The organism is Mesorhizobium sp. M7A.F.Ca.US.005.03.1.1 (assembly GCF_003997975.1).
Lineage (GTDB): Bacteria > Pseudomonadota > Alphaproteobacteria > Rhizobiales > Rhizobiaceae > Mesorhizobium > Mesorhizobium ciceri.
In genome coordinates this window covers 37,683-56,117 of record NZ_RZRO01000033.1, presented here as the reverse complement: position 1 = coordinate 56,117, position 18,435 = coordinate 37,683, and the positions used below count along the sequence as shown (strand labels likewise).

The window sequence follows — 18,435 nt, the reverse complement described above, 5'->3', positions numbered from 1 at the left end:
CTACTCCCCTACTCCCCTACTCCCCCTAGAGATCATTGCTCTGCGGCAAAATCACCAAATCCCTTATCGTCACATTGCGCGGCCGGGTCAGCATGAACATCACGGCTTCGGCCACTTCGCGTGGCTGCATCAGGCCGCCGGCGGCGAGTTCCTCTTCGAGCTTGGCCTTCGGCCAGTCGTCGACCAGTGCCGTCACCACCGGGCCGGGCGCCACGGCGCCGACGCGCAGGCCGTGCTTGGCGACCTGCCGGCGCACCGTGTGGACGAAGGCCTGCACGGCGTGCTTGGAGGCCGTGTAGATCGGTTCCCATACCACCGGAACCAGACCGGCGATCGAACTGGTGACGATGATGTCGCCGGTCTTGCGTTCGATCATGTGCGGCAGCACTGCCTGGATCGAGCGGAAGCAGGCATTGATGTTGAGGTTGAGCATACGGTCCCAGACGTCGGGATCGCCGGTCGCCACCTCGCCGCCGACATAGGCGCCGGCATTGGCATGGAAGATGTCGAGTTGGCCGGCCTTCTCCAGGATTTGCGGCATCATGGTGGCGACGCTTGCCGGCTGCATCAGGTCGATCACCAGCGGGATCGCTTTGGGGCCGAGTTCGGCGCACAGTTTGTTCAGCGTCGCCTCGGCGCGGTCGACCAGCACCACGGTGGCGCCGGCCGCCAGCATATGCCTGGCGCATTCGAGGCCGATGCCTGACGCGGCACCGGTGACGGCGGCAACTTTTCCGGACAGTTCTTGGCTCATGTCTTGCTTCCTGTTGATGGGTTCAGGCCCGGCCATGCGAGACACGCGAGCGGCGTGCCAGCGAGTCGACGATGACCGCGATGGCAAGCACGGCGCCGGTGATCATGTACCGAAGCGACGAGGACAGATCGAGCAGCGTCAGGCCGCTGGCGATCGACTGGATGACGATGATGCCGAGCAGTGCCGAATAGGCGCTGCCCCTGCCGCCGAACAGGCTGGTGCCGCCTATGACGGCCGCTGCGATGGCGTTGAGGTTGACGTCGCCCGTGCCGGCCTGCTGGCTGGCCGAGGCCAGGCGGGCCGCCGACAGCACGCCGCCGAAAGCCGCCAGCATCGAGCACAGCACGAAGGCGCTGGAATAGATCAGCCGCACATTGATGCCGGCGCGCCGCGCCGCCTCGCGGTTGCCGCCGACCGCCGACATAGAGCGGCCCCATTTGGTCCGCGTCAGCGCGTAGTGCATCGATATGACCAGGCCGACGAACAGGCCGAACATCCACGGAATGCCGCGCGCCTGATTGAGATAGAAGACGATGAGCTCGAGAATGACCGTAATCACCACCGCGCGCGTGACGAGCCCGCCGGTCGACGGCGCCGACAGGTTCGCTGCGCGGCGGCGCGCGACGGTGCGCAGGCCGGTGATCAGCATGACGATGCCCGGCACGGCCGCCAGAGCGAACGAGACGAGTTTGGGCATCATCAGCAACTGGCCGAAATTCACCAGGTTCGAGCCGTAGGGCAGGTTGATCGAGCCGGTCGAGCCGAGGATGTAGAGCTGCAGGCCAAGCACCGCCAGCAAGCCGGCCAGCGTCGAGACGAAGCTCGGCATGCCGAGCCGGTTGAACAGCAGCGCATAGAGGGCGCCGATGAAGCCGCCGACGGCAACAGCGGCCAGAATCGCGAGCGCCACCGGCCAGCCCTGGTTGACCCACAGCGTGCCGACCATGGCCGAGGCAAAGCCGCTGATCGAACCGACCGACAGGTCGATCTCGCCGACCATCAAAACGCAGACGATGCCGAGCGCGATGACGCCGACGGTGGAGCAATCGAACAGCAGATTGACCAGATTGCTGCTCGACAGGAAGATCGGGTTGATGCTGGCGAACACCGTCCAGATGATGACCAGCCCGACAATCACTGGCAGCGAGCCGAGATCGCCCGAGCGGACCCGGTCGAAGAACCGGCGGATGGCGCCGCCGATCCCCGCCTCGTGCTTGACGCGCACATCGGCGCGGTCGAGCTGCGGCGGCACGGGGGCAGCCTGTTCGGCTTCGCGGCTCATGGGCGTGGCTCCTGGGTCTGGTCTTGCCTGGCCTGCCTGCGCTCGGCGCGCCGCGACACCGAATTGTTCGAAGCGCCGGTGATGGCGCTGACCAGTTCCTGGTTCGAGGCATCGGGCGAGAAGATGCCGTTGTTGCGGCCAAGCCGCAGCACGACGATGCGGTCGGCGACGGCGCGCACGTCTTCCATGTTGTGGCTGATGATGACGACGCCGAGGCCGCGGTCGCGCACCCGCTCGATCAAATTGAGCACTTCCGCCGTCTGCGCCACGCCAAGCGCTGCCGTCGGCTCGTCGAGCAGGATGAGCTTGGGTTCGAGCAGCAGCGAGCGCGCGATCGCCACCGTCTGGCGCTGGCCGCCCGACAGTGAAGCGACCACTTCGCGGACACTCGGGATGCGCGCCGAAAGCTCGTTGAGCAGCGTCCAGGCGCGCACTTCCATCGCCACCTCGTCCAGCCGCAGCGGGCTGAGTTCGCGGCCAAGGAAGATGTTGGCGACGATGTCGAGGTTCTCGCACAGCGCCAGGTCCTGGAACACGGTGGCGATACCGAGCGTCAGCGCGGCACTCGGATCGGCAAGCGTCACCGGCTTGCCGCGAAAACTGATCGTGCCTGAGCTCGGCTGATGCACGCCGGCCAGGATCTTGACCAGGGTCGACTTGCCGGCGCCATTGTCGCCGACCAGCGCCACCACTTCGCCTGCATGAACATCGAGATCGATGTCGGTGAGCGCCGAAACGGCGCCGAAATTCTTCGAAACGCCGCGCAGGCTGAGCACCAGCTCGCCTGCCGGAACCGGTTCGTCCGAGGTATCGGTCATGCCAGGAAGCCTTTCAAAACCGGTTCAAAAATTTCGCATGAGCGCTGCCTGGCCACCGCGCGGGTGGCCAGGCAGCGGAGCGGGCAAGGGTCGCGGTCAGTTCCCGATGCCCAGCTTCTTGCAGCCTTCCGCGTAACGATCGACGCAGAGCTCGGCCGCGGTGTTGATCTTCTTGTCGATGATCTCGGCCTTCAGGTTTTCCTGCGTCACAACAGCCGGCGTGAACAGCTGCGAGGGCGTATCGTACAGCGTCATCTCGGCCTTAGGCGTCTCGCCAGAAAGTAGCTTGATGGCGATGTTGGCGGCGGCCGCCGCCACGATCTCGCTCGGCTTGGAGATGGTGTTGTACTGGTCGCCGGCGATGATCAGCTGCAAGGCTGCGATGGTCGCGTCATTGCCGGTCACCGGCGGCACCGGATCGACGCCGGCCGCCTTGAAGGCCGCGATGGCGCCGCCACCGGTGCCGTCATTGGCGGCAACCACGCCGAGGATTTTCGGGCCGAAGCGGGTGATCTGGCCGCCGGCCCATTGCTGCGCCTTCGGCGGCGCCCATTCCGGCGTGTCGTATTCGGCCAGGATCTTGTAGCCGCTGTTGTCGAGGCCGGCATGGATGCCCTTCTTGATCAGGCCGGCCGCCGCGTCGGTCGGCGAACCGTTGATCTGTAAAACGCCGCCGGTGGCCGGATCGACCTTCAGCGCCTTCAGGTGCTCGACCAGCGAATCGGCGATGGCCTTGCCGATGCCTTCATTGTTGAACGAGACATAGAAGTCGGCCGGCGCTGTCGGGATTGGCCGGTCATAGGCTATGACCTTGATGCCCTGGCTCTGCGCCAGCTTGACCAGCGAGGCGGCGGCGGTCGAGTCGACGGGGTCGAGCACAATCGCCTTGGCGCCCTGCGAGATCACCGAGTTGAACTGCTGCTGCTGGCGCGAGGCGTCGGCATCGGCGTTCTGGTAGAGCACCTTGCAGCCCGGGCATAGCTTCTTCATCTCGGCGGCGAAGCCGGGATAATCATGCTGTTCGTAACGGGTCGAGGCCTGATCAGGCATCAGGAAGGCGACGGTGGCGTCGGTGACTTCGGCTGCCTTGGCGATAGCGGCGGTGCCTGCCAGCAGCGACAGCGCAAGCGCTGCCATGCCGGCGGACTTGCCAGTGGACTTCAATGAAATTGAAAGTTTGGTCATTCGGTCTTCTCCGTTTCTGGATATGTTGTAAGAAGGTCGTTGACTGCTTTGGTGGTCTGAAGACACCCATCCACCCTCGCCCCAACTGCAGGGGAACCAGGGTCCGGCGCTGGACTTTCGAGCCGCGCCGACGTCCTCCGCCGACGGAGGAATTCGAGACAAGCGTTCCCCATCGCGAACCGCTCAACGCGGCTCACGTCCGTCATGCAAAAGAAAAATCCTCCCTTGGTTCCTCCCTGGCTCCTCCGTTAAGCGGCTTTTCCCGCGTTGATGTTGTCGGCCAGCAGGCGCCTGAAGCGCGAGGGCGGCATGCCCTTCTCCGCCAGGAACTGCCGGTTGAAATTGGACAGGTTGTTGAAGCCGACCTCGTAGCAGATGTCGGTGATCGAGGCCTGCTCGTCGCTCATCAGGATCTGGCAGGCGAGATTGATGCGCAGCCGCTTGACGTACTGCACCAGCGACATGCCGGTGTGGCGGCGAAACGAGCGCGAGAAGGCCCCGGTCGACTGGCCGGCGATGGCGGCGAGATCCGCCTCGTCGAACAGCTGCGTCAGGTTCTCCCTGATATAGGCGAGCGCCTTGTTCATGCCGGCGGTCATGTAGCCCGACGGATCGGGCCGATAGCTGGCGCTGGCCAGCAGCTGGAATTCCTGGGCGCGGCTTAGCAGGCCGGCGATCATCATGAACAGCTCGATGCGGCGCACGCCCTGCGCCTGCATCATCTCTTCCATCAATGGCGCCAGCGCCTTGCTGGTGCGGTTGGAAAACAGCACGCCGCGCCGCGACGCCTCGAGCAGAGCCGCAAGCCCCGCCAGCTCCGGCAGCACATGCATGGCATCGCCGATGAAACTTTCGGAAAACTGAATGATGCGGCCGCGCAGCGGGATCGAGCTGTCCTTGGGGATGTCGCTGACCCAATTGTGCGGCAGGTTCGGCCCCGTCAGCACCAGATTGCCCGGCTCGAACTCGCCGATGAAGTCGCCGACGAAATAGCGGCCGTTGGTGAAGATTACCTGATGCAGTTCATATTCTGGATGGAAGTGCCAGCGCACCGTATGGAAGGGGTAGCCATGCGACCACGCCTTGAAGGACTCCCCGCGTCGTATCTGGACAACTTCCAGGTCCGGTTCCATGTCCGTTTCCTCCCGGCCGGCACGGATATTTGCCGCGTTCGGCCCAATTCCCTAAACCGGCCGAATTGGTTTCGGCTCTGCATTTCAAGAGCCACGGTACCGGCTCATGACAACAGGCGCCACCACGATTCAAGACAATGGATGATACTTTTTTAACCGGAAGGGCGCGCTCAGAGGCGCTATTCGGGCAGAACAGGTCAGTCTTGCTGACGCGTTCGCTCGACTGACCAACGAGAACACTACCGCCCGAAACGGAATTCCAACGTGTCCGGTGGGCGCCTGGCCTATCGCAAGAACAGCGTGTTCAGGCGCTGATGCAGCGCCGTCATCGTAGTTCAGCTGGTGCGCAGCGCACCACCCGCCGCCGTCGCGAGCGGCGTAACCATGTCAGGCACCAGTATGTCGTGGCGGCGCGCGAAGCTGACCAGCGTGGCCCGCACCGTCTCCGGATCGATTTCGCCGACGATGCCCGCCTTGCAAGCGTTGAGTGCGATGGCATGGGCGCCGTTGCGGCCGGCGCTCGGCCAGTCCTGCAGCAGTGCATAGGCTTCCATCACGCTGTCGATCTTCCTCGGAAAGCCCATTCCGACCAGAAGTGTGACCGGTTCCTCGAATTGCCCGCGATTCATGGCTTGTGCCTCCTCTCGATTGTTCAGGGCCTGCGGCGGGCCGAACACCGGGAAGCACGGCCCGCCGCGGATAGGTGAAGGGACTGGCCGATTTCCGTTCAGCCGCTGCCGGCGGATACCTCGGATGTTGCCGACACTTGCTGCGCTGCGAGGAACATCAGTGCCGACGCCGCGGTTCGCCGGTTCCAGCCGGCGGCTTCAGCCATGTCGAGCAGCCCTGCCAGCAGCGGCTTCAGCACGTTCCTGCATTCTGTTTCATAGGCCAGGAATTCCTTCGCTTGATGCGTAGGAGCCGGTACGGATCCGAGGCCAGCCATTGCATCCATCTTTACCTCCACTCTCTCTTCGACTGACGCCCGCTCCCCGCCAGGGGAGCGGGCGGATTGGGCCGCGACTTCAGAAGTCCATGCCGGCGCCGGCGGGCATTGCCGGGGCGGCGGCTTCCTTCTTCGGCTTCTCGGCCACCATGGCCTCCGTGGTCACCAGCAGGCCGGCGACCGATGCCGCGTCCTGGAGGGCGGTGCGCACCACCTTGGCCGGGTCGATAACGCCCTGGCCGAAGAGATCGCCGAATTCATTGGTCTGGGCGTTCCAGCCCCAACCGAATTCGCTTTTCTCGCGCAGCTTGCCGACAATGATCGAGCCTTCGGCGCCGGCATTCTCGGCGATCTGCCGGACCGGCGTTTCGATGGCACGGCGCACGATATCGACACCTGTCCTCTGGTCCGCATTGTCGGTCTGCACGGTATCGAGCGCCTTGGCCGCCCGCAGCAAGGCGACGCCGCCGCCGGGCAGCACGCCCTCCTCGACGGCCGCGCGGGTTGCATGCAGTGCGTCGTCGACACGGTCCTTGCGCTCCTTGACCTCGACCTCGGTCGAGCCACCGACCCGGATCACCGCAACGCCGCCTGCAAGCTTGGCCAGCCGCTCCTGCAGCTTCTCGCGGTCATAGTCGGAGGTGGTCTCCTCGATCTGCGCCTTGATCTGTGCGACACGGCCCTGGATCTCTTCCTTGCGGCCGACACCATCGACGATGGTGGTGTTTTCCTTCTCGATCACCACCTTCTTGGCGCGGCCCAGCATCTGCAGCGTTACGTTTTCCAGTTTGATGCCGAGATCTTCCGAGATCGCGGTGCCGCCGGTGAGAATGGCGATGTCCTCCAGCATGGCCTTGCGGCGGTCGCCGAAGCCCGGCGCCTTGACGGCCGCGACCTTGAGGCCGCCGCGCAGCTTGTTGACGACCAGCGTGGCAAGCGCCTCGCCCTCCACATCCTCGGCGATGATCAGGAGCGGCTTGCCAGACTGCACCACGGCTTCGAGCACGGGCAGCATCGCTTGCAGATTGGAGAGTTTCTTCTCGTGGATCAGCACATAGGGCTCGTCGAGCTCCACGCGCATCTTGTCCTGGTTGGTGATGAAATAGGGCGAGAGGTAGCCGCGATCGAACTGCATGCCTTCCACGACTTCGAGCTCGGTCTCGGCGGTCTTGGCCTCCTCCACCGTGATGACGCCTTCATTGCCGACCTTCTCCATCGCCTCAGCGAGGAAGCGGCCGATTTCGGCATCGCCATTGGCGGAGATGGTCCCGACCTGCGCGATCTCGTCGTTTCGGGTGACCTTGCGGGCATTGGTCTTCAGTTCGGCGACCACCGCTTCGACCGCCTTGTCGATGCCGCGCTTCAGATCCATCGGGTTCATACCCGAGGCAACCGCCTTGGCCCCTTCCCTGACGATCGCCTGTGCAAGCACCGTTGCGGTCGTCGTGCCGTCGCCGGCAAGGTCGTTGGTCTTGGAGGCCACCTCACGCACCATCTGGGCGCCCATGTTCTCGAACTTGTCCTCCAGTTCGATCTCCTTGGCGACGGTGACGCCGTCCTTGGTGATGCGCGGCGCGCCGAACGACTTGTCGATGACCACATTGCGCCCCTTGGGACCGAGCGTCACCTTCACCGCATTGGCAAGGATGTCGACGCCGCGCAGCATCTTCTCGCGCGCTTCGGTATGGAATTTCACTTCTTTGGCAGCCATTGGATCACTCCTTTATCTAGGCAGCATTCGTTGACTGGTTGGATACAAGAAGCCGTCAGGCGGCCTTCTTCACTTCGGCGATCTCATCGATGATCCCCATCACGTCGCTCTCCTTCATGATGAGCAGGTCCTCGCCGTCGAGTTTGATCTCGGTGCCGGACCATTTGCCGAACAGGATGCGGTCGCCGACCTTGACATCGAGTTCGACAAGCTTGCCGCTGTCGTCGCGGGCGCCGGGACCGACGGCGAGCACTTCGCCTTCCTGCGGTTTTTCCTTTGCGGTATCGGGGATGATGATGCCGCCGGAGGTCTTCTCCTCGGCTTCAAGGCGGCGGACCAGAATACGGTCATGCAATGGACGGAACGCCATGTCGTTCTCCTCGTGGACAAACAGGTTTTGAGGTTCCTCCGCACCGAACCGGCAATATCGGACCGGTGCGGAACGCCGCGACCCTTCGTCAGGCATCGCGGCGCATATCGAGCTAGTTTTGCCGTTTTTCGGTTTCAAGAGACCAGCGCAAAAATTTTTATACTCGACAAGAAAGAGCGCCAAGGCACTGTTATGGCGTGGCTATTTTCGGAACCCGCGAGCTTCTCGCGGCGTTGTTTGAAGAGGGTCGACAGAACCGATCGGCCCGGCCCGGCATTGGGCGGGTTCGACACAAATGCCCGCCGGCTGGATGCCTCAGCGGAGAAGGAGAAAGACATGGCCGATACGGTCAGCAACGAATTCCGCCTGCAAATGGAAGGTTATGGCCTGACGACGGCCGAAATCCACTATTACCTGCCCGATCATCCAAGCCTGCTTCAGCTCTATGTCTGGCAGGACTATGATCTCGCTCCGGCCTTTCCCGAACTCAAGGGTTTTCTCCAATATTGGGAGCGCGAACTCGATGGTCCGCTCCATTCGGTTCGCGTTGCTCATCACCGGCTCATCCAGCCTTCGGAATGGCGGGCCGTCGAGGGCATAATCACGGTCCACTAGCGTCTTTGCGACGGCCTCCGCTACGTAGGGAATCACGACATTGGGGCAGGCTCCCGCCGGCCCCACGCAGCGCGACAGCCAACAACCTCCACTCCAAGATTTCCAATTTCCGTATTGTAAAACGATCGCGCCGCGCTAGCCTGAAATCAGATGCGAGGCGGGGAAGAGGAATGGAGCTCCAACTCAACGGCAAGGTGGCGCTGGTCACCGGCTCGACGCAAGGCATTGGCCGCGCCATCGCCGAGACGCTGGCGCGCTGCGGCGCCGGCGGCCTGCTCGTCACCGGGCGCGAGAAGACGCGCGGCGATGCCGTTGCGGAAGAGCTTTCGCGGCTCGGCACGCCGACGGTTTTCGTCGCCGCCGACCTCGCCGACCCGGCAGCCCCTGCCCTTTTGGCGCAAGCCTGCATCGAGCGCTTCGGCCGCATCGATGCGCTGGTCAACGCCGCAGGACTGACCGACCGGGCCTCCTTCGTCGATGCCGATCTCGACGGCTGGGCCTCGCTGTTCGCGGTCAACGCGCGGGCGCCGTTCTTCCTCATGCAGGCGGCCATCGCCGACATGAAGAAGCGCGGAGAGCGCGGCGCCATCGTCAACATCCTGTCGATCAACGCCCATTGCGGCTCGCCGGAGCTCGCCGTCTATTCCGCAAGCAAGGGCGCGCTGGCCACGCTGACCAAAAACGCCGCCAACGCCCATCGCTTCGATCGCATCCGCGTCAACGGCATCAATGTCGGCTGGACCGACACGCCGGCCGAACGCGTCATGCAGGCCGACACGCTGGGCAACGGGCCGGGCTGGCTCGATGCCGCCAACGCCTCGCAACCCTTCGGCCGCCTGTTCTCGACCAGCGATATCGCCAACCTCGCCGTCTTCCTGCTTTCGGATGCTGCCGGGCCGATGACCGGCACGCTCGTCGACCAGGAACAGTGGGTGATTGGGGCGAACCGGTGAGCGCCATCGAAACGCAAGCGCCTGCATGACGCATCTCGCCGTCGGCGATTTCACGGTTGCCATCAGAAATTTGTCGCGATGACGGTGACTGAAAAGCCTATCGCATCATTCGCTCAAAGCACCCGCGCCGCCTCACAGTGCCAGGCTTCCCTGCTCCACCTCCTCGGCATTCGGATCTCCCGGTGCGGTGGCCCAGGCCAATTCGACCAGTGTCACGGTGCGCCGGCCTGTCCCGTCGAGCTGGCAGACGATGAGGCCCTGCTCCTCGATATAGGTCAACAGGCGCCGGGCGCGGCGCAGCGAGTGCGAGCCGTAGGCGCGGGCGATCGCGGCGTCGCTCGGGCAAGGCCAGCCCTCCTTCGCCGCGCGGGCAATCATCATGAACACGCCCTGCATGTCGTCGGGCAGCAGCGACGCGCGGACGGAAACGTCCCGCCATGCGTCGTCCTGCGTCGTCTCTGACCCAAGGCCGGCCCGGGCGCGCGTCAGCATGCGGCGGAACTCCGGCAGGTCGGGCACGACCGAGGCCAGGCCTTCGATGCGGCAGCGGACCACGAACTCCTGATAGAGTACCCCGATTACGCGAAAACCGGCGTCGGGCTGCGCCAGGATGGCGCGCAGCACGCGGTCCACGCGCTCGCGGCGCTCGGCCAGATCCTCGGCGCTGACTTGCGGCTCCGCCGGTTCGGGGCGGATTTCCAAGGCCGCCGACTTCGCCGCCATCAACTGGTCGAGCAGGTCCGGCGACGCCGGGCGGCGCGGCGTGCGCACCGTTTCGGGCGGCGGCGCCGCCAGGATGATCGCGCGTGCATCCTCGAGTGCTGCTTCCGGCATCGCCATCAGCCGCGGCGTTCCGTTGCGCGGGCTCGTATCCGTCGGGCCGATGCGCAGGCCCAGCGGACGGCGCGACAGCGCCGGGCCGAGCGCCATGAACTGCCCGCGTTCCAGATCGCGAAACGCCTCCGCCTGGCGCCGCTCCATGCCCAGAAGGTCGGCGGCACGCGCCATGTCGATATCGAGGAAGGTGCGGCCCATGAGGAAGTTGGACGCCTCGGCGGCGACGTTCTTGGCGAGCTTTGCCAGCCGCTGGGTGGCGATGATGCCGGCCAGCCCGCGCTTTCGGCCACGGCACATCAAATTGGTCATCGCGCCGAGCGAGAGCTTTCGCGCCTCGTCGGAAACCTCGCCGGCCACCGCCGGCGCGAACAGCTGCGCCTCGTCCACCACCACCAGCATCGGGTACCAGTGGTCACGGGCGACCTCGAACAGCCCGCCGAGGAAGGCGGCGGCACGCCGCATCTGGTTCTCGGCGTCGAGCCCTTCGAGATTGAGCACGGTGGAGACGCGATGCATGCGCGCCCGCTCGCCTGCCGCCTGCAGGCCGCGCTCGGTATGCTGCTCGGCATCGATCACCAGATGGCCGTAACGGTCGCCCAGCGAAACGAAGTCGCCCTCGGGATCGATGATGGTCTGCTGCACCCAGGGCGCGCTCTGCTCCAGCAGGCGCCGCAGCAGATGCGACTTGCCGGAGCCCGAATTGCCCTGCACCAAAAGGCGCGTCGCGAGCAGTTCCTCGAGATCCAGCTTCGCCGGGGCGCCTGCGGTCGTCTGTCCCATCTCGATCGCAACGGTCATCTCGACTCAGGCGCTCCTTTCGCAGACGGGCTTATCAACTGGGTCACGGCCCGTCGAGCGTGCATGACCGCCCGCGGCGTGTTGCGCACAACTGTGCAGGCACCGTCTGGAGGGGTCATCAGCCGATGCCTGGCGCAAACTTTGGGTTGACCCCTTCGGACCACGAGGCGACACTCCTCCCAACGCTACGAGTGCGAGGAGGAATGCGATGGACGAGCCCGAACGGTGGCGCCACATGTCGACGGCGCCGAAGGACGGCAGCCGCATCCTGGTCACTGTGCGTCCGTCCGAGCAGGGACCGGCGGAAGTCGACCTTGCCTATTGGTCGCGTGCCGACCAGTTCGCCTCGGAAGGCTGGCGCGCGTCGGACTCTTCGCCCGGGCGCGTCATCGAATACGCCGACCCGGAACTGAAATGCTGGATGCCGCTGCCCACCGCCAACCTTAGCCGCGCGTCGATGCCGGCGCCCTGGGAAGGTGAAGACGCCCAGCAGTTGGATGGGTCCGGGATTTGAGGGGCGCAAGAAATTGGCGAAAGCCGCAAAGCTGCCAATCTCCCCCCTCGTGGGGGAGATTAGCAGTTTCGTTGCCAGCTCGTTAAAACTTACCTCTCAGAACAGGAACGCGGCTGTGGCGGGGTTGGGTCCGTTGCGGCCCTCGGGCGAATCCATGCCGCGGATCGTCTGCAGGTCCTGCGCATCCAGTTCGAAATCGAAGACATCGAAATTGGCGGCGATGCGATCCCTGCGGATCGACTTTGGAATGACGATCAGCCCCTCCTGGAGATGCCAGCGGATGATCGCCTGTGCGACGGACTTGCCATGTTTTTTGGCGATGCCTGCAATGGTCGGATCGCCGAGCAGCCGGCCGCTGCCCAGAGGGCTCCAGCTTTCGATACGGATGTCGTGCTTGGCATGAAAGTCCCTGACACCGCGCTGCTGGAACTGGGGATGCAGCTCGATCTGGTTGACGACGGGCGTCACACCGGTCTCGCCGATGATCCGCTCCAGATGGTCCTGGTTGAAGTTCGAAACGCCGATCGATTTGATGCGGCCGGCCTGCCTGAGTTCGACCAGCGTCTTCCAGGCCTCGACATATTTGTCCTGGCTGGGCACAGGCCAGTGGATCAGGAACAGGTCGATCTGTTCGACGCCGAGCTTCTCCATCGTCTCGTCGAAGGCGCGCAAGGCCGCATCGCGCTGGTGCGCGCCGTTGCGCAGTTTCGAGGTGATGAACAGCTCAGCCCGCGGCACGCCGGCACTGCGGATCGCCTCTCCGACCCCTTCCTCGTTCTGATAGCCTTCGGCGGTGTCGATCAGGCGATAGCCGGCCTCGATGCCCCAACCCACCACGTCGGCGGTGATGTCCTGGTCGACCTGCCACACACCGAGGCCGAGTTGGGGAATGGCGGAGCCGTCGTTCAATGCAATCTGTTCGGGCATGATGGGCTGTTCAGGCATGAGGGATCCTTTGCAAAGCTGGGCCGGGCGTCCGCCCGGCGCACAGCCTATCTAGGTCCGACAAGGGGCAACGGCCAGCCGACAGCGGACAAATTGCCGTGTGAAGTGCGCCTGCAAGTGTGACTTCGGCGTCGGCCGCATCCTCACCGCGGCCGGCGCACCGCCCGCACCACCCCGGCGGATGTGCTGCCGCAATAAAGGCGGTCGCCGCCATCGGATTCCAGCCCCGACACGCCCATCCCGGCCGGCATGTCGAGCTTCTCCAGAACCTTGCCTGATTTCGGGTCGACGCGGCGCAGGTCGCTCTGGTCGCCTTCCCAGGTGGCGTGCCACAGCTCGCCCTCGACCCATGTCACCCCGGTGACGAAGCGGTTGGATTCGATGGTGCGCAGGATCGCACCGGTTTCCGGGTCGACCTGGTGGATCTTGCGTTCGCGGTATTGTCCCACCCAGAGCGTTCCTTCGGCCCAGGTCAGCCCGGAATCGCCGCCACCACCGGGCGCCGGAATAGTCGCCAACACCTGGCCGGTATCAGGGTCGATCTTCTGTATCAGGTCGTTGGCAAGCTGGAAGAAATGCTGGCCGTCCCAGGCGGTGCCGGCATGCGCCGCGACATCGATCGAGCGCAGGTTCTGCCCGCTCTCCGGATCGAAGGCGTTCAGCTTCTCGCCCGAGGCAAACCAGACATTGCTGCCGTCAAAGCTCACCCCATGCACCCTCTCCACATCGGCAAAGGGTCCGTATTCGCGCAGGATTTCGGCCGTTGACTGTTTCATGTCCTTGTCCTCATTGAGATCCGATGTCACTTCCTAACCGTTCGGCAGCGGGGCCGGGAGTAACAAGGTGGTCGTGAATCCCACCAGTGGAGGCGTCATCCAGCGGCGCGCCCGGCCGTGACCGAAAAACTGCACCTTGCCGGCCTCGCCAAGCTGCTCCAACGCCCGCTGCACGCTGCGCTGCCCGGTGCCAAGCGCCAGCGCCAACGCCGAACTCGCCCAGGATTCACCGTCGGCAAGGAAAGCCAGCACCGCCGCGTGCCGCTCCTCGATCGGCCGCGCCAGCACCAGCACCTCGCGTGCCTGGCGCGGCGCCAGCGCGAAGCCCTGGCTGGTGGCGCCGATGTCGGCCAGGCTCCGCAATTCGGTGCGCAGCCGACCGATCTCGACCCGCAGCCGCGCCCGATGCGATTCATCGGCGTGCCTGCCGCCGAAGGCTTGCGCGATCAGCGTCGCCCTGGACACATCGCCTGGCCACGCTTCGGCGAGCGTACGGGCCAGCGCGAACAGAACCGGGCGCGTGGCCAGCGAGACCGTTTTCTCCTGTTGGCGCACGACATATCGGAAATTATCGACCAGCAGCGCCGGCGACGCCTGCAACGCCTCGACGTCCTCAAGCAGCAACGGGCGCTGCTCGCCAGCCGCGATCAGCCGTGCCGCCGGCGTGTCCAGCGCCAGGAATGCGCGGTCGACTTCAGCGATGAGCCCCGCAATGCCGGCCTGGCGGGCGGCGTGGCGTGCCCACTCCAACGCCCTGCGCGCCGGCTTCGTCTTGAGGCGCCGCATCGCGATGCCGGCGACGGCCAGTTCGTGGGCGGCGCGCGAGGCCGGCGGAAGCGGTGCCGGGTCGAGCCCCGCCAGCACGTCTTCGGCCTCGTCGAGACGGCCGATCAATAGCAGGCGCCGCACCTTGAGGTGGCCGGCATGCGCTGCGTTCAGCCGGTCGCCACGCTTTTCCAGCGTCGCCCGCGCCGCATCTAAAGCCTTGGCCGGCCAGCCGAGATCCCGCGAGACCAGCGCGATCTCGGCCTCGGCAACGACGCATCTGGCACGCGCTACCGCCTCTTTCGGGCCGAAGCCGCGCGCGGCACGCCGCAGCAGCGCCTTGGCGCGATCGAGATCGCCGAGCTGCGCCATGGCAATGCCGCGCAGCGCCAGCGCCGGCGGGTCTTCGCGCAAGGCGACGCGATCCAGCGCGCCGAGCGGGTCGCCTCCGGCCAGTGCCAGCGCAGCCGCGGTGATCAGCGAATCCATTCAAATCCCGTCACACTTGTAACTCCCACCCTTGTGCGTCGCCGCCCTAACTTAAATCCGTACCGTCAACCGGCAAGCCGCATCGGCAACTATCGGCAACGCGCGGCACGCCAAGGGAGAACCGACAATGCCAACCGACACTCCTCTCCACCCGGCCGAAGGCACCGTGAGGATGCGCCACCCCTGCTGCGACGGGCCGGCTCCTGCAAATCCCGTCACACTTGTAACTCCCTCCCTCCCGCTTCACCGCCCTATTCTGGCTGACAGCAAGCGACAACCGACTGGCAAAGGAGACGACCAATGACCAAGCACATCGCAATGAAGACCCCGCCCATCGTTTCGAGGCAGGACTGGGAAGCCGCCCGCGAACAGATGCTGGTGAAGGAAAAGGCAACACTGCGCGCCAAGGACGCATTGGCCGCCGAGCGCCGGCGCATGCCGTGGATGGAAGTCGACAAGGCCTATGTGTTCGAGGGACCGAACGGCAGAGCGAGCCTGCTCGATCTGTTCGAAGGCCGCCGCCAGCTGATCGTCTATCGCGCCTTCTTCGAGCCCGGCGTGCATGGCTGGCCCGATCACGCCTGCCGCGGCTGTTCGCTGGGCGCCGACCAGGTCGGCCACCTCGCCCATCTCAACGCCCGCAACACCACGCTTGCCTACGCTTCGCGTGCCCCGCAGGCCGACATTGCGCGGCTGAAGCAGCGGATGGGCTGGCAGATGCCCTGGTACACAATCACTGACAGTTTCGACAAGGACTTCGGTGTCGACGAATGGCACGGCCACAACGTCTTCATCCGTGACGGCGATCGTATCTTCCGCACCTACTTGATTAACAGCCGCGGCGACGAAGCGATGGGCACCGTCTGGAGCTATCTCGACGCGACGCCGCTCGGCCGCCAGGAAATCTGGGAGGATTCGCCCGAAGGCTATCCGCAGACTCCACTCTACTCCTGGTGGAACTGGCACGACAATTACGACGCCGGGGCCGACAAGAAATGGGAAGAAGTGTCTGCTGCCGGTGAGGCCGCATTCCGCGACAAGGGCGAGCAGTAACGGTTGTCCAGTCTGGGTTCCTCTCCCCACTCCGTGGAGAGAGGAACCTGTCGTGGCTGGCATGATCATCAAGGATCAAGGCGATGAGCGATATCCACACAGGTGCCGGCAGCACGATCCCAGAAGCCGCCACCCTCGGGCTGGCCGACTGGCTTTGCCTTGCCGCGGCACCGACCTTCGCCGTGATGGCGCTGCTCACCTGCATCTTCAGCGGCGATGCGGCCATGCAGTGCATGGGCACCGACGCCTCGCCCCTCACGGGCATGGCTGCGATGTATCTGCTGATGAGCGCCTTTCATCTGGCGCCCTGGCTGCGGGTGATCTCCGGCCGGCAGGCCCGCTAGGCCCTTGCAATTCTAGACACCCCACACATCGGAGAAGACAATGAGACTGGTCAGGCTGAGAGCGCCGGGCGGCTTGGGCAATCTCGACCTGGTCGAGGAAGATCCGCCCCAGCCAGGGCCGGGCGAGGTGCTGGTCAGGATCCGGGCCTGCGCGCTGAACATGCGCGACGACTTTGCCGTGCAAGGCAAGATGCCTCTCGCCGACGGCCGCGTTCCGCTCTCCGACGGCGCCGGCGAAGTGATTGCCCTCGGCGACGGTGTCGATGCACTCAGGCCCGGAGACAGCGTCGTCAGCGTCTTCTATCCCTGGTGGCTGGGCGGTGACATGACGCCCTGCACCCGGCGCGATATTCCGGGAGACAGTTTCGACGGCTTCGCCAGCGAGTATGTCTGCATGCCGGCGCACGCTTTCACCAGGGCACCGGCAGGCTATACGCATGTCGAGGCGGCGTCGCTCACCTGCACGGGCGTTACTGCCTGGCGCGGCCTGATTGTGTGCGGCAAGGTGAAGCCGGGCGACGCAGTGCTGGTCCTCGGTTCGGGCAGCGTATCGCTGTTCGCGCTGCAATTCGCCAAGGCCGCCGGCGCCCGGGTCATCGCCACCTCATCCGACGAGCAGAAGCTGGAAAGGCTCAAGCGCCTCGGAGCCGACGCCGTCATCAACTACAAGTCCGTCCCGGACTGGGGCCGCAAGGCCAAGGATCTGACGGGCGGGCGCGGCGTCGATCACGTGATCGAGGTCGGCGGACCCGCCACGCTGGCGCAGTCGATTATCGCCTGCCGCACGGGCGGTCACATCGCGCTGGTCGGCGTCCTGACCGGCTTTGCGGCGGAAGTGTCTATCCCAGCCCTGTTTTCCAACCAGATCCGCATCAGCGGCATTTCCATCGGCAGCCGGGCCGACCAGGAGGATATGATCCGCGCGATAGAGTCCAGCAGGCTGAAGCCCGTCATAGACCGCCACTTTCCGCTGCAGGACATCGCCACCGCCTTCGCGCATTACGAATCCCGAAAGCATTTCGGCAAGGTCTGCCTTGACGTTTGAGCGTCCTCCGCCAGCAGCACGATGAAGGGGACCGCCGGGGCCGCGCCTCGTCGTGATCCTGCCTAGGTCGCGATGTCGTTGACCGGCAGCAGGGGCTTGGGAAGGTCGCTCTCGCCGAGCCCGCTACGCAACTCGATCTCGATGTCGCGGCAAATCTGCGAGATCGGAACGTCGTTGGCATTGCCCTCGAACGGGTTGGCGCTGCTTTCGCCGACCTGGTCGAGAGACATGTAGGCCCAGCCGAGCAGCGTGCTGAACGGGATCGTCAGCCAGATCGCTATCGACCCGAGCACGCCACCCAGTTTGCCCATATCGGCAAAGACGGGAACGACCCCGAACGGCAACAGTGTGCAGAAGATCATCACGAACATCGAACTGACGATGGCGTATTGCCGGGGATAGGGATTGTTCTTGATGCGATCGCAGCGCGCCTGCTGGTCATGGAAGTCGCGGATCAGCTTGGTCAGTTCGCCATAGATCTGAGGAGGGAGCTTTGTGTCCTTGAACAGCGCATTGACCTGGACAGATTGCAGTTCGAGCAGGGCTATCGCCGGCTGGGGCGATTTCAGGACGTCCTCGGCCTGTTCGGCGAGCAGCGGACGCAATTCGTCGCCGAGCGAGCTCGCATCCTCATGGATACGGTAGCGCCGCCGGTATTCGATATTGGCGGCCCGCGCCATGGACTCCCATGGCATCGGCCGGCGCAGGGAAAAGCGCAATGCCGTCATCCAGGCGATGTGGCGATAGATGAGCTGTCTGGCCGTCGGCGCGTCGAGGAAATCCCTGCAGAAATTGGACCACAAACGGCTGCTGGCCGTAATTTGCGTAAAAGCCTGCAGCGCGTCGCTGCTGCGGGTGAACACCTGCGAATTCTTGAACCCGGCGACGAGTGACACGGTGGTGCCAAGCACCAGCACCACCGACCATGGCACCGAAAACCCGGCGATGCCTGGAAGACGGTAGGCCGCCACGGCCAGACCGCTCACCACCACCATGTAGATGACGCTGCGCCGCGACCACAGCGCGAAATCGATCAGTTTGTAGGAACGGCCTACATACATCGTATCCCCTCAACTCATCGATAGGTCTGGTTTTGCACGGC

20 protein-coding genes are annotated in these 18,435 nt (G+C 64.7%); 6 read left to right on the top strand and 14 right to left on the bottom strand.

Annotated features, from left to right (window positions below; translation table 11 throughout):
* Positions 1-25 precede the first annotated feature (25 nt).
* The 9 genes from EN990_RS16015 to groES form a co-directional block, all read right to left on the bottom strand.
* Entirely contained in the window at positions 26-754 is a 729-nt protein-coding gene (locus EN990_RS16015; RefSeq protein ID WP_024501651.1) for an SDR family oxidoreductase, read from the bottom strand.
* A gap of 22 nt (positions 755-776) precedes the next feature.
* The gene (locus tag EN990_RS16010; protein ID WP_024501652.1) at positions 777-2,036 is read right to left on the bottom strand and encodes an ABC transporter permease; all 1,260 of its coding nucleotides are present in this window, start codon (positions 2,034-2,036) and stop codon (positions 777-779) included.
* On the bottom strand, positions 2,033-2,854 hold the full coding sequence (locus EN990_RS16005) for an ATP-binding cassette domain-containing protein (RefSeq protein ID WP_013530724.1): 822 nt from the start codon (positions 2,852-2,854) through the stop codon (positions 2,033-2,035). Before EN990_RS16005 ends, EN990_RS16010 begins: the two co-directional genes overlap by 4 nt.
* A 96-nt stretch (positions 2,855-2,950) precedes the next feature.
* Complete coding sequence (locus EN990_RS16000; RefSeq protein ID WP_013530723.1) at positions 2,951-4,039, bottom strand: sugar ABC transporter substrate-binding protein; 1,089 nt, start codon at positions 4,037-4,039, stop codon at positions 2,951-2,953.
* Between the two features lie 248 nt (positions 4,040-4,287).
* On the bottom strand, positions 4,288-5,172 hold the full coding sequence (locus EN990_RS15995; protein WP_013530722.1) for an AraC family transcriptional regulator: 885 nt from the start codon (positions 5,170-5,172) through the stop codon (positions 4,288-4,290).
* Positions 5,173-5,507: 335 nt separating this feature from the next.
* A complete protein-coding gene (locus tag EN990_RS15990) occupies positions 5,508-5,801 on the bottom strand; it encodes a DUF982 domain-containing protein (RefSeq protein ID WP_127369724.1) in 294 nt (97 codons plus the stop codon).
* Positions 5,802-5,899: 98 nt separating this feature from the next.
* Positions 5,900-6,118: a hypothetical protein gene (locus EN990_RS15985; protein ID WP_245469186.1), complete on the bottom strand. Its 219-nt coding sequence runs from the start codon at positions 6,116-6,118 to the stop codon at positions 5,900-5,902.
* Between the two features lie 79 nt (positions 6,119-6,197).
* On the bottom strand, positions 6,198-7,829 hold the full coding sequence (gene groL, locus EN990_RS15980; RefSeq protein ID WP_127385726.1) for a chaperonin GroEL: 1,632 nt from the start codon (positions 7,827-7,829) through the stop codon (positions 6,198-6,200).
* Positions 7,830-7,884: 55 nt separating this feature from the next.
* Positions 7,885-8,199: a co-chaperone GroES gene (gene groES / locus EN990_RS15975; RefSeq protein ID WP_013530718.1), complete on the bottom strand. Its 315-nt coding sequence runs from the start codon at positions 8,197-8,199 to the stop codon at positions 7,885-7,887.
* 336 nt (positions 8,200-8,535) lie between these two features.
* On the opposite strand from groES, the gene EN990_RS15970 reads away from it, so the two are divergent.
* Positions 8,536-8,814: an usg protein gene (locus EN990_RS15970; protein WP_084015824.1), complete on the top strand. Its 279-nt coding sequence runs from the start codon at positions 8,536-8,538 to the stop codon at positions 8,812-8,814.
* Positions 8,815-8,984: 170 nt separating this feature from the next.
* Positions 8,985-9,767, top strand: coding sequence for an SDR family oxidoreductase (locus EN990_RS15965; protein WP_063172588.1), 783 nt, complete (start codon positions 8,985-8,987; stop codon positions 9,765-9,767).
* Positions 9,768-9,899: 132 nt separating this feature from the next.
* On the opposite strand, the gene EN990_RS15960 is transcribed toward EN990_RS15965, so the two are convergent.
* Positions 9,900-11,402 carry an ATP-binding protein gene (locus EN990_RS15960; RefSeq protein ID WP_013530715.1) on the bottom strand — a complete coding sequence of 501 codons (1,503 nt, stop codon included), beginning with the start codon at positions 11,400-11,402 and terminating at the stop codon, positions 9,900-9,902.
* A 208-nt stretch (positions 11,403-11,610) separates the two neighbouring features.
* Between EN990_RS15960 and EN990_RS15955 the strand changes: the two genes are divergently transcribed.
* Positions 11,611-11,916: a hypothetical protein gene (locus tag EN990_RS15955; protein ID WP_013530714.1), complete on the top strand. Its 306-nt coding sequence runs from the start codon at positions 11,611-11,613 to the stop codon at positions 11,914-11,916.
* Between the two features lie 96 nt (positions 11,917-12,012).
* Here the strand turns inward: EN990_RS15955 and EN990_RS15950 are convergent, their stop codons facing one another.
* The 3 genes from EN990_RS15950 to EN990_RS15940 form a co-directional block, all read right to left on the bottom strand.
* On the bottom strand, positions 12,013-12,861 hold the full coding sequence (locus tag EN990_RS15950) for an aldo/keto reductase (protein ID WP_127369515.1): 849 nt from the start codon (positions 12,859-12,861) through the stop codon (positions 12,013-12,015).
* A gap of 143 nt (positions 12,862-13,004) precedes the next feature.
* Positions 13,005-13,637 carry a PQQ-binding-like beta-propeller repeat protein gene (locus EN990_RS15945; RefSeq protein ID WP_013530712.1) on the bottom strand — a complete coding sequence of 211 codons (633 nt, stop codon included), beginning with the start codon at positions 13,635-13,637 and terminating at the stop codon, positions 13,005-13,007.
* Positions 13,638-13,670: 33 nt separating this feature from the next.
* Complete coding sequence (locus tag EN990_RS15940; RefSeq protein WP_127385327.1) at positions 13,671-14,891, bottom strand: helix-turn-helix domain-containing protein; 1,221 nt, start codon at positions 14,889-14,891, stop codon at positions 13,671-13,673.
* Between the two features lie 300 nt (positions 14,892-15,191).
* On the opposite strand from EN990_RS15940, the gene EN990_RS15935 reads away from it, so the two are divergent.
* From EN990_RS15935 to EN990_RS15925, 3 genes are all read left to right on the top strand, one after another.
* Positions 15,192-15,944 carry a thioredoxin family protein gene (locus EN990_RS15935; protein ID WP_013530710.1) on the top strand — a complete coding sequence of 251 codons (753 nt, stop codon included), beginning with the start codon at positions 15,192-15,194 and terminating at the stop codon, positions 15,942-15,944.
* 83 nt (positions 15,945-16,027) lie between these two features.
* Entirely contained in the window at positions 16,028-16,288 is a 261-nt protein-coding gene (locus EN990_RS15930; protein ID WP_024501661.1) for a hypothetical protein, read from the top strand.
* 40 nt (positions 16,289-16,328) lie between these two features.
* Complete coding sequence (locus tag EN990_RS15925) at positions 16,329-17,333, top strand: NAD(P)-dependent alcohol dehydrogenase (RefSeq protein WP_127388327.1); 1,005 nt, start codon at positions 16,329-16,331, stop codon at positions 17,331-17,333.
* 62 nt (positions 17,334-17,395) lie between these two features.
* On the opposite strand, the gene EN990_RS15920 is transcribed toward EN990_RS15925, so the two are convergent.
* Positions 17,396-18,394 carry a bestrophin family ion channel gene (locus EN990_RS15920; RefSeq protein ID WP_127369005.1) on the bottom strand — a complete coding sequence of 333 codons (999 nt, stop codon included), beginning with the start codon at positions 18,392-18,394 and terminating at the stop codon, positions 17,396-17,398.
* Positions 18,395-18,435 lie beyond the last annotated feature (41 nt).

Coding starts and splice junctions, on each gene's coding strand:
- EN990_RS16015 (WP_024501651.1), bottom strand. CDS start 754: ATGAGCCAAGAACTGTCCGGAAAAGTTGCCGCCGTCACCGGTGCCGCG.
- EN990_RS15925 (WP_127388327.1), top strand. CDS start 16,329: ATGAGACTGGTCAGGCTGAGAGCGCCGGGCGGCTTGGGCAATCTCGAC.
- EN990_RS15920 (WP_127369005.1), bottom strand. CDS start 18,394: ATGTATGTAGGCCGTTCCTACAAACTGATCGATTTCGCGCTGTGGTCG.
- EN990_RS15990 (WP_127369724.1), bottom strand. CDS start 5,801: ATGAATCGCGGGCAATTCGAGGAACCGGTCACACTTCTGGTCGGAATG.
- EN990_RS15985 (WP_245469186.1), bottom strand. CDS start 6,118: ATGGCTGGCCTCGGATCCGTACCGGCTCCTACGCATCAAGCGAAGGAA.
- groL (WP_127385726.1), bottom strand. CDS start 7,829: ATGGCTGCCAAAGAAGTGAAATTCCATACCGAAGCGCGCGAGAAGATG.
- EN990_RS15935 (WP_013530710.1), top strand. CDS start 15,192: ATGACCAAGCACATCGCAATGAAGACCCCGCCCATCGTTTCGAGGCAG.
- EN990_RS15950 (WP_127369515.1), bottom strand. CDS start 12,861: ATGCCTGAACAGCCCATCATGCCCGAACAGATTGCATTGAACGACGGC.
- EN990_RS15930 (WP_024501661.1), top strand. CDS start 16,028: ATGAGCGATATCCACACAGGTGCCGGCAGCACGATCCCAGAAGCCGCC.
- EN990_RS16000 (WP_013530723.1), bottom strand. CDS start 4,039: ATGACCAAACTTTCAATTTCATTGAAGTCCACTGGCAAGTCCGCCGGC.
- EN990_RS15970 (WP_084015824.1), top strand. CDS start 8,536: ATGGCCGATACGGTCAGCAACGAATTCCGCCTGCAAATGGAAGGTTAT.
- EN990_RS16005 (WP_013530724.1), bottom strand. CDS start 2,854: ATGACCGATACCTCGGACGAACCGGTTCCGGCAGGCGAGCTGGTGCTC.
- EN990_RS15960 (WP_013530715.1), bottom strand. CDS start 11,402: ATGACCGTTGCGATCGAGATGGGACAGACGACCGCAGGCGCCCCGGCG.
- EN990_RS15965 (WP_063172588.1), top strand. CDS start 8,985: ATGGAGCTCCAACTCAACGGCAAGGTGGCGCTGGTCACCGGCTCGACG.
- EN990_RS15945 (WP_013530712.1), bottom strand. CDS start 13,637: ATGAAACAGTCAACGGCCGAAATCCTGCGCGAATACGGACCCTTTGCC.
- EN990_RS15955 (WP_013530714.1), top strand. CDS start 11,611: ATGGACGAGCCCGAACGGTGGCGCCACATGTCGACGGCGCCGAAGGAC.
- EN990_RS16010 (WP_024501652.1), bottom strand. CDS start 2,036: ATGAGCCGCGAAGCCGAACAGGCTGCCCCCGTGCCGCCGCAGCTCGAC.
- groES (WP_013530718.1), bottom strand. CDS start 8,199: ATGGCGTTCCGTCCATTGCATGACCGTATTCTGGTCCGCCGCCTTGAA.
- EN990_RS15995 (WP_013530722.1), bottom strand. CDS start 5,172: ATGGAACCGGACCTGGAAGTTGTCCAGATACGACGCGGGGAGTCCTTC.
- EN990_RS15940 (WP_127385327.1), bottom strand. CDS start 14,891: ATGGATTCGCTGATCACCGCGGCTGCGCTGGCACTGGCCGGAGGCGAC.